Genomic DNA, 9,194 nt, shown 5'->3' on the forward strand with positions numbered 1-9,194 from the left:
GCCGACGGCACCGCGGGGCGGCCGCGAACGAAGGACCGCCCCGCGGAATGCCGGTTACCGGCCCGGGTCCATACCCAAAGGGCTGCGGCCAAGGAAGGCGATGAGCCGGTCGCTCGGGCCGGCCGGCCACGATGTCGCGACGGGCGCCGCGAACAGCGAGTGACGCAGGGCGTCGTTGACCACCAGCGGCGACAACGTCAGCAGGTCGACGGCCAGCTCGGCCGGAATCGGCCGATCGCTGCCGCAGGCCACGGAGATGTCCCACCCGTGCACCGCGATCTCGATGGCACCGGTGACCGCGACTAGCTCGGCTGCCATCGGATGCCCGGCTATGGCGATCCGGTGTCCGGGGTGTCCTGCCGCCGTCCAGGCGTGCAGGAGCCGTCGCGTACCACCTCGGAAGGCGGCCACGAGGTCGGCCGCCGGATCGCCGTCGCGGTCCTCGTCCTCCTCCTCGGACGGGACCAGGTCGACGCGGCCGAGCTCGATCCCCTCCAACATCGCGCCGACCGAGTCATTGACGTGCCGGAGCAGCGCGTGGACGTCCCAGCCGGCGCAGGGCGTCGGACGGGACAGGCATCCGGCCCCGACCGCCTCCATGCTCTCCAGGCCGTAGCGGACCGCCCGCTCCAGCAGATCGGCCGGACGGCTCGGCGGCGTCATGCGCTCGCGGGCACGCCGGCGGCGTCCAGGGTCACCGGCAGGCCGAAGGCGCGGAAGAGGCCCGGGTCGTTGAACGAGATGATCCGTGAGATCCCCGTGTCGGTGATGCTGAGCACCTGCACAGCGTGCGCGCGGTGGACACCGTCGTCCGTGCGCCTGTAAACCGCGGCCGCGGGCTGCCCGTTGGCCGTGACGCGGACCATGCGGGTCACGCCGGGCCCGGCGAAGACCTTCGCCGCGATGAACCGGCCGACCGTCGCGCGGCCGGTGAACCACGTCGCGTTCGGAGGCATCTCCAAAGCGACATCATCGCGCAGCAGCCGGCGCAGCGACGAACGCCCTTCGAAGTTCTCGTACGCCCGCCATGCACGCAGGTAGGTCTCCCGCGCCAGGTCCTCGGCGTCGTGGATCGAGCCGAGCATGCGGTAGCAATGGACCGGCAGCTCAGGCCGGAATGGATCCGTCAAGCGGGTGAACTCGTCGCTATTCGACATCGCCGCCACCTCTCCGCGTCCCCTACGCCGTCGACCATCCGCTCATGTGAACAGCCGATGGCAGTTGCGCCGACCTGCCGTTCCCTGGTCTCCCGTACGTCCTCACCTGATAAAGACCTGGCGGGCGGGCGAAACTCATCGCCCCCGCAGGGCGGACAGCGCGCCGCGAGGCGCTCACCACGATCTCGCCGTCAGCCCAGCTTCTCGGCTCGGGACCAGAGCGCGGCGACGTCGTCGTTGAACCGCGCGGAGTAGGAACGATCGTGGCGCCGGCCTCCGGCGTGGTAGCCGCCGACGACGCCGATCACCTGTCCCTGCCGGCGATCGGGGTCGTACCTCCACAGCCACGGGCTGCCGCTCGTACCTCCGTAGAAACCGCCGCAGGCGAAGGTGTTCTGCCAGCGGAACCGCCGGCGGGCCACCGTGTCGCAGTAGATCGGCCGGTCCGCGGCGGAGTAGCGCACGGTGGGGTAGCCGATGACGCGGATGGCGGCCGGGAGACGGACGTTCGGGACGAGCCGGTTGGACCCGGTCACGTCGGCGATGTCACGGCCGGCCCGGTCACGGCGCAGGGTGGCGAAGCCGAAGTCCAGGTCGACATCGCCCCGGCGGACCCAGCCCTCCGGGACGTAGAGACGTTTCGCCGTCCAGACGCCGTACGGCGCGCGGGTCCGTTCGTACCTCGGGACGAAGGCCAGGTGGGAAGCGTAGTGCGCCCGGCGCCGGTCGTGGTCGTACGTGTAGAGGCAGTGCGCGGCGGTCAGCAGCAGGTTGCGCCGCGCGCCGCTGATCACGCTCGCCGTGCAGAAGTGGTCTCGTGCCCGCCGGGAGGTGAAGAACAGCACCCCGACCGACGGCACACCGTGGAACGTGTGTGCCACCCGGCCCGCCGCCGAAGCCCGCGCGGCGACGTGACCACGCGACGATGCCGCCGTCTCGTCCCCGGCAGGAGTCGCCGCGGCCATCCGCGCCGGCGTCCAGTACACCTCCGTTGCCAGCGCATCGATCGTGGGCACCTCCCGGACCGGCGCGCCCGGGACCGGCGCTTTCCGAACTGGTGCCTCCCGGACCGACGCTTTCCGGACCGGCGCTATCCGGACCGGCGCTATCCGGACCGGCGCTATCCGGACCGGCACGGCCCGGACCGGTGCCTCCCGGAGCGGCGCGGCCCGAATCGGCGCTTCCCGGACCGGCATGCCTCGAGCGGGGGCCGCGTACAGGACCAGCGGCACCGCTCCGAGCACGATCCCCGTCGTCACCCCGGCACGCAACGCGCGCGTGCAGCCCATATCCGCACATCCCGTCCCGGCGGAGCAACGCCCCCGTCGATCATCCGCGTGCAAGGACGTACGGCAACGTACTAACGGCACGAGGACGGAGCAAGGATCACCGCTGGTGCCGGAGAAGATCGGCCGATCAGGCTCCGAGGCGACCCGCGGCTGATCCCCCGGTGCCACCGGCCCCGGACCGGCGATCCTCAGCGGGCGAACTCGGTGGCGCGCGACTCGCGGACCACGGTGATCCGGATCTGACCGGGGTAGGTCAGCTCCTCCTCCACCTGCTTGGCGATGTCGTGCGCGATGACCTGCGCCTGCAGGTCGTCCACCGCGTCGGGCCGCACCATCACCCGGATCTCCCGGCCGGCCTGCATGGCGAAGACCTTTTCGACGCCCTCGCGCGTCGTCGCGATCTCCTCGAGACGCTCCAGCCGCTTGACGTACGCCTCCAGGGACTCCCGCCGGGCGCCCGGGCGGCCCCCGCTGATGGCGTCCGCCGCCTGGGTCAGCACCGCCTCGACCGTGCGCACCTCCACCTCGTTGTGGTGCGCCTCGATGGCGTGCACGACGTCCTCGTCCTCGCCGTACCTCCGGGCGATCTCCGCGCCGATGAGCGCGTGGCTGCCCTCGACCTCGTGCGTGAGCGCCTTGCCGATGTCGTGCAGCAGCGTGCAGCGCTTCAGCAGGGGCACCGGCAGCTTCAGCTCGGCCGCCATGATTCCGGCCAGATGCGCCGACTCGATCAGGTGCCCCAGGACGTTCTGCCCGTACGACGTGCGGTACCGCAGCCGGCCGAGCAACGTGATCAGCTCCGGGTGCATGTCGGTGAGGCCGAGCTCCACGAGGGCGTCCTCACCGGAGCGCACGCACAGCTGCTCGACCTCGGTCTTGCTGTGCTCGTAGATCTCCTCGATCCGCTGCGGGTGGATCCGCCCGTCGAGGACGAGCTTCTCCAGCGTGAGGCGGCCCACCTCGCGGCGTACGGGGTCGAAGCAGCTGAGCAGCACGGCCTCGGGGGTGTCGTCGATGATGAGGTTCACGCCGGTCGTCGTCTCGAACGAGCGGATGTTCCGGCCCTCCCGGCCGATGATGCGGCCCTTCATCTCCTCACTGGGCAGATGCAGCACCGACACCACCGACTCGGCGGTCTGCTCGCTCGCCACCCGCTGGATCGCCAGCGTGACGATCTTGCGGGCGCGCTTCTCGCCCTCGTCGCGCGCCTCGTTCTCGATCTCGCGCGTGATCAGCACGGCCTCGCGCTTGGCCTGGTTCTCGATCAGGGAGACGAGCTCGGTCTTGGCCTGTTCGGAGGTGAGCCCGGCGGCCTGCTCGAGTACCCGCTGGCGCTCCTCGTCGAGCCGGTCGAGCGCGGCACGGCGTTCCTTGAGCCCCTGCTTCGTGTCGGCCAGCTCGCGGGCCCGCTCCTCGAGGCGGCGCACCTCGTCGTCCAGCCGTTGCTCCCGCTCGGCGAGCCGGGCCTCGCGGCGCTCCAGGTCCTCCCGGAGTGCCCGCAGGTCCTCCTTGAGCGACTTGATCTCGTCCTCGACCTCGGACCGGGCCGTCGCGGACGCCTCGCGGGCCTTGACCTCCGCGTCACTGAGGATCTCCTGGGCGTCGGCTCGGGCCTTGGCCACGATCTCGTCGGCGCCCCGCTGCGCGTCGACCTGCTCCTCGTTCACGGCGACCCTGCGCGCGGCGGCGTCGAGACGGCGCAGTACGACGAGGACGAGGACGGCGAGCGCCAGGATCACGACCAGTGCCGCACCTATCACGACATACATCACGGCGCTGACCCCTTTCCTCGACGCTGCGCCACCAGGGGACGCCCGGTGACGGCGATGCGACGCGAGGGGTTACGGACGCACCGTGCGATCTCACCGGGACGGCCGCGACCGGCGCCTCCGGCGAGCGCCGGACGCGCAGGGTCAAGGGGGGCTCCGGACCGTTCCAGAACCCTGCTATGCGAACCACCGGCGTTGGCGAGCCGGGGGACACAACACCTTTCACGTGGTCGAACGCGGTCAGTCCTATGGCAATCCGCACTGCGCGGAGTAACACCTCACTGCGGTAACCGTAAGCGGCCAAGAGGTAATGGGCAAGGAAAGACCACGCGTTCCGGACGATTCGCTAGATCTTTCTTGTCACGGTCCATGTCACGCCCATGTAAGGGACGGGGAACCCCTGACAAGGATCCGACTCGTCGGCCAGACGACCGGTGAAGGCCTGGGGCCAGTGATGGCCGCACGCGCCGACCGGCCCCACCGGCGACGGCGAACACCGCGACGACGGCGCGCGGACGGTCAGTCGTCAAAGGACAGGTCAGGAAGGTCGTCGGCGCCCTCGGCCTCGAGCGCCTCACGGACCACGCGGTATGCGAGACCACCGGAGTAGCCCTTGCGCGCGAGCATGCCCATCAGCCGCCGGGTGCGCTTGACCGGATCCAGGCCCCGGGTGCCCGGCAGTCTGCGGGCGACGAGCTCGCGGGCCGCCGCCTCCTCCTGCTCCGGCCCGAGCTCCTCCACCGCCTCGCTGACCGTCTCGTCGGCGACGCCGCGCTGCCGCAACTCGGCCGCGAGCGCCCGTCGGGCCAGCCCACGGCCGGTATGACGTGACTCCACCCAGGCCCGCGCGAAGGCCGCGTCGTCGATCAACCCGACCTCGGAGTAACGGCTCAGCACTCGATCGGCGACGTCGTCGGGCACGCCCTTGCGGCGCAACGCGTCGGCGAGCTGCGCCCGGGTCTTCGGGGCGAACGACAGCTGCCGCAGGCAGATCTCGCGCGCCACCGCCTCCGGGTCGGCGGGCGGCCCCTGCGCCGCCGCGCTCCCGGGCGTCGGCCCCTCGGGAAAGCGCCCAGGCGCGGATCCCTCACCGGAACGCCCCGACGTCGCGCCCGTGGGACGGCGCCCTCGTCTCCGGCCCCGCCGCGCCGATCCGCCGCGGGCGGACTCGCCGCCGCCGTCGTCCTGAGCGGTGGCGGCGTCACCAGGGAAGATCTCCGCGCCGGGATCGGCCCGGCGCCGAGCGGGGCGCCGCCACCCCTCAGGAGTGTTCGTGGAACGCTCGTCAGGAGTGTTCATGGGTCAGCCCCTCGGGGCCTCGCGAAGGGCGACCCGGGATCACACGTCTCCCGGCTTCGGGGTCTTCGCCGCCCGCTTGGCCGGTGCGGCCTTGGTCGCAGCCGGCGCCGCGGCCGCCGCCGGAGCCGCCGGAGCCGCGGGAGCACCCGCCGGCTCGGCCTCGGCGTCGAGTCGCGGACCCACCCCGAGCTTCTCCTTGATCTTCTTCTCGATCTCGTCGGCGATGTCCGGGTTCTCCTTGAGGAACCGCCGGGCGTTCTCCTTGCCCTGACCGAGCTGGTCGTTCTCGTAGGTGTACCAGGCGCCGGACTTGCGCACGAAGCCGTGCTCGACGCCCATGTCGATCAGACCGCCCTCGCGGCTGATGCCGACGCCGTAGAGGATGTCGAAGTCGGCCACCTTGAACGGCGGGGCCATCTTGTTCTTGACGACCTTGACGCGCGTGCGGTTGCCGACCGCGTCCGTGCCGTCCTTCATCGTCTCGATCCGCCGCACGTCCAGCCGCACCGACGCATAAAACTTCAGCGCCTTACCACCGGTGGTCGTCTCGGGCGAACCGAACATGACGCCGACCTTTTCCCGCAGCTGGTTGATGAAGACCGCTGTGGTCTTGGTCTGGTTGATGGCGCCGGTGAGCTTGCGGAGGGCCTGGGACATGAGGCGGGCCTGGAGGCCGACGTGGCTGTCGCCCATCTCGCCCTCGATCTCCGCGCGGGGCACGAGGGCGGCGACGGAGTCGATGACGACGACGTCGATCGCGCCGGAGCGGATCAGCATGTCGGTGATCTCGAGCGCCTGCTCACCCGTGTCGGGCTGGGAGACGAGGAGGGCGTCGATGTCGACGCCGATCCTCTTCGCGTACTCGGGGTCGAGCGCGTGCTCGGCGTCGACGAACGCGGCGATGCCGCCCGCCTTCTGCGCGCTGGCCACGGCGTGCAGGGCGAGGGACGTCTTACCGGAGGACTCCGGACCGTAGATCTCGACCACGCGGCCGCGCGGGTAACCGCCGATGCCCAGGGCGACATCGAGGGCGATCGAACCGGTCGGGATCACCTCGACCGGGGGGCGTCCCTCCTGGCCCAGCCGCATGACGGAACCCTTGCCGAACTGCCGCTCGATCTGCGCGAGCGCCGCCTCAAGAGCCTTCTCGCGATCGTTTGCTGCCATGTGAGGTGTCCCTGTCGGGTCGATGCCTGCTGTTGTCGGGAGCGACGTTACGGGGACCCGCCGACATTTTTCGAGGGCCCGGCCACCACTGTGGACAATGTCGTCGCTTCCTTCACTCTAGCCGAACACACGTTCGATCATGAACGGACGCGCCGATTCACCGGGGAAAGACGGGGTCTCTTGCCCTACGCTGAGGGTCAGGATCATGCCGGTGACCATCCTCATGTGCGCCGACCCGCTGAATCCCCGGCGGGTCGATGGGCACTTCGCCCGGGAGGCCGAGGCCGTACGCGCGCTCGGCGGATCCGTCGCGCTCATCGACCACGACGCGCTGCAGCGTGGCGACGCCGCCGCGGCCGTACGCCAGGTGCCCGACGGCCTGGGGACCACGTGGTACCGCGGCTGGATGACCACCCCGGCGCAGTACGCCGCGCTCGCGGCAGCCCTGGCCGCCCGCAACGTCGTGCTGGCGGTCCCGCCCGACGGCTATGAGAAGGCGCACGAGCTGCCCGGCTGGTACGACACCTTCGCGGGCGTCACTCCGGCGAGCGTATGGCTGCCCCTGTCCCCCGGCGCGACGCCGGCGGCGGACAAGCTGGCCGAGCTCGTACGCCCGCTGGGCTCCGGGCCGGCGGTCGTGAAGGACTACGTGAAGTCGCGCAAGCACGAGTGGGACGAGGCCTGTTTCATCCCCGAGCTCGCCGACGTGGAGCGGCTGCACGCGGTCGTCGCGCGCTTCATCGAACTGCAGGGCGACTTCCTCGCCGGCGGCATCGTCATCCGCGAGTACGAGCGGTTCGAGGACGGCGAGGCGCGCGTGTGGTGGGTCGACGGTGAACCGGTGCTGATGGGGCCGCACCCGGACACGCCGGACCGGCATCCCCGCCCGCAGGCGGACCCGATCGCCCCGTGCGTACGGGCGCTCGGCTGCCGGTTCATCACCACGGACCTGGCCCGGCGGGCGGACGGGGTCTGGCGGGTGGTCGAGGTCGGCGACGGACAGGTCAGCGATCTGCCGTCGATCGCCGAACCTGCGGATCTGTACCTGAGCTTCCCGATCAGGTAGTGCCCCGCCGGGGATCACGGCTCAGAGTCGCAGCCGGGCCCGCACCCAGCGGCACTGAGGGTCTCACCGCACGGCTCAGCGGAGGCGCTGCGGGACGTCGAAGGTGGCGCAGACGGCCCGCCACACGTCCTTGGCGGCGACGCCGTCGGCGAGGGCCTGCTCGACCGTGCGACCGTCCAGCTCGGCCATGACGTAGTCCTTGGCCACGCTCTCGGCATAGCCCTCGCCGAACTGCTGGTTCATCCGATCCCAGAACACCGTGAGTCGCACGGCCCCCACGCTACCCGCCGCTGTCGCCGGTGGACGATTCCGTCGGTGGGGCGATGCACACTGGCAGGATGACGCCGATCGACCGTTTCTCGGCCGCCACCCGTGCCTGGTTCGCGGGGGCGTTCGCCGCGCCGACGGCGGCCCAGGCGGGCGCCTGGGAGGCGATCTCCCAGGGTGACAACACGCTGGTGGTGGCGCCGACCGGGTCGGGCAAGACCCTGGCCGCGTTCCTGTGGTCACTGGATCGGTTGGCATCGACGCCGCCGCCGGAGGATCCGAAGCGGCGCTGCCGGGTGCTGTACGTCTCTCCGCTCAAGGCCCTCGCGGTCGACATCGAGCGCAACCTCCGCGCCCCGCTCACCGGGCTGCGGCAGACCGCGCGGCGGCTGGGGCTGGCCGAGCCCGACATCGGCGTGGCCGTCCGTTCCGGCGACACGCCCGCCGACGAGCGCCGCCGGTTCGCGACCAGGCCGTCCGACATCCTCATCACGACGCCGGAGTCGCTGTTCCTGATCCTGACGTCGCAGGCGCGCGAGGCGCTGCGCGGGGTCGAGACGGTGATCGTCGATGAGGTGCACGCGGTGGCGGCGACCAAGCGCGGCGCGCATCTGGCGCTGTCGCTGGAGCGCCTGGACGCGCTGCTGGAGCGGCCCGCTCAGCGGATCGGGCTGTCGGCGACGGTGCGCCCGGTGTCGGAGGTCGCGGCGTTCCTTGGCGGGGTGCGGCCCGCGACGGTGGTGCAGCCGCCGCACGAGAAGGAGGTGGAGCTGCGGATCTCGGTGCCGGTGGAGGACATGACCGAGCTCCCTCCGGATCCGCGCGCCGAGGACGACTCCCCGCTGCAGGGGCGCAACATCTGGCCGCACGTCGAGGACGCCGTGCTCGACCTGATCGGGGCGCACCGGTCGACGATCGTGTTCGCCAACTCCCGGCGGCTGGCCGAGCGGCTCAGCGGGCGGCTGAACGAGCTGGCCTGGGAACGACAGAACGGCGATGCGCTTCCGCAGGACTCCTCACCGGCCGAGATGATGGCGCAGGCGGGGGCGTCGCGGGGCGCTCCGGCGGACGTGGTGGGGGGGCCCCCCCCCGCGGTGGAGGAGTAGGATCGGGGCGGCAGCGAGGAAGACCAGAAAGCCGGGCGGGAGGACCGCGGCGGGGGGGCGGAGAGAGAGGGTGG

The 9,194-nt window shown here is 71.5% G+C and carries 8 protein-coding genes and 1 pseudogene; 2 read left to right on the forward strand and 7 right to left on the reverse strand.

Annotated elements, in window-relative coordinates; translation table 11 throughout:
- Positions 1 to 54 precede the first annotated feature (54 nt).
- From AB0I04_RS30000 to recA, 6 genes are all read right to left on the reverse strand, one after another.
- Entirely contained in the window at positions 55 to 663 is a 609-nt protein-coding gene (locus AB0I04_RS30000) for a TIGR03086 family metal-binding protein (protein WP_360891637.1), read from the reverse strand.
- Positions 660 to 1,157 (reverse strand): sigma factor, encoded by a 498-nt coding sequence (locus AB0I04_RS30005; protein WP_360891639.1) that lies wholly within the window; start codon positions 1,155 to 1,157, stop codon positions 660 to 662. Before AB0I04_RS30005 ends, AB0I04_RS30000 begins: the two co-directional genes overlap by 4 nt.
- A 191-nt stretch (positions 1,158 to 1,348) precedes the next feature.
- The gene (locus AB0I04_RS30010) at positions 1,349 to 2,173 is read right to left on the reverse strand and encodes a trypsin-like serine protease (protein WP_360891643.1); all 825 of its coding nucleotides are present in this window, start codon (positions 2,171 to 2,173) and stop codon (positions 1,349 to 1,351) included.
- Positions 2,174 to 2,634: 461 nt separating this feature from the next.
- Positions 2,635 to 4,215: a ribonuclease Y gene (gene rny, locus AB0I04_RS30015; protein WP_360891668.1), complete on the reverse strand. Its 1,581-nt coding sequence runs from the start codon at positions 4,213 to 4,215 to the stop codon at positions 2,635 to 2,637.
- A 519-nt stretch (positions 4,216 to 4,734) separates the two neighbouring features.
- The gene (gene recX, locus AB0I04_RS30020) at positions 4,735 to 5,514 is read right to left on the reverse strand and encodes a recombination regulator RecX (RefSeq protein ID WP_360891646.1); all 780 of its coding nucleotides are present in this window, start codon (positions 5,512 to 5,514) and stop codon (positions 4,735 to 4,737) included.
- Positions 5,515 to 5,553: 39 nt separating this feature from the next.
- Positions 5,554 to 6,681, reverse strand: a complete 1,128-nt coding sequence (recA, locus tag AB0I04_RS30025; RefSeq protein WP_360891649.1) for a recombinase RecA — start codon at positions 6,679 to 6,681, stop codon at positions 5,554 to 5,556.
- 205 nt (positions 6,682 to 6,886) lie between these two features.
- On the opposite strand from recA, the gene AB0I04_RS30030 reads away from it, so the two are divergent.
- Positions 6,887 to 7,747, forward strand: coding sequence for an ATP-grasp domain-containing protein (locus tag AB0I04_RS30030; RefSeq protein ID WP_360891652.1), 861 nt, complete (start codon positions 6,887 to 6,889; stop codon positions 7,745 to 7,747).
- A 75-nt stretch (positions 7,748 to 7,822) separates the two neighbouring features.
- Here the strand turns inward: AB0I04_RS30030 and AB0I04_RS30035 are convergent, their stop codons facing one another.
- Positions 7,823 to 8,017: a DUF3046 domain-containing protein gene (locus tag AB0I04_RS30035; RefSeq protein ID WP_360891655.1), complete on the reverse strand. Its 195-nt coding sequence runs from the start codon at positions 8,015 to 8,017 to the stop codon at positions 7,823 to 7,825.
- A gap of 68 nt (positions 8,018 to 8,085) precedes the next feature.
- Between AB0I04_RS30035 and AB0I04_RS30040 the strand changes: the two are divergent.
- Positions 8,086 to 9,117 (forward strand): annotated as a pseudogene (locus AB0I04_RS30040) (DEAD/DEAH box helicase); the annotation flags it as partial.
- Positions 9,118 to 9,194 lie beyond the last annotated feature (77 nt).

This window comes from Actinoallomurus sp. NPDC050550, assembly GCF_040655075.1.
In the GTDB taxonomy this organism is placed as follows: Bacteria; Actinomycetota; Actinomycetes; order Streptosporangiales; family Streptosporangiaceae; genus Actinoallomurus.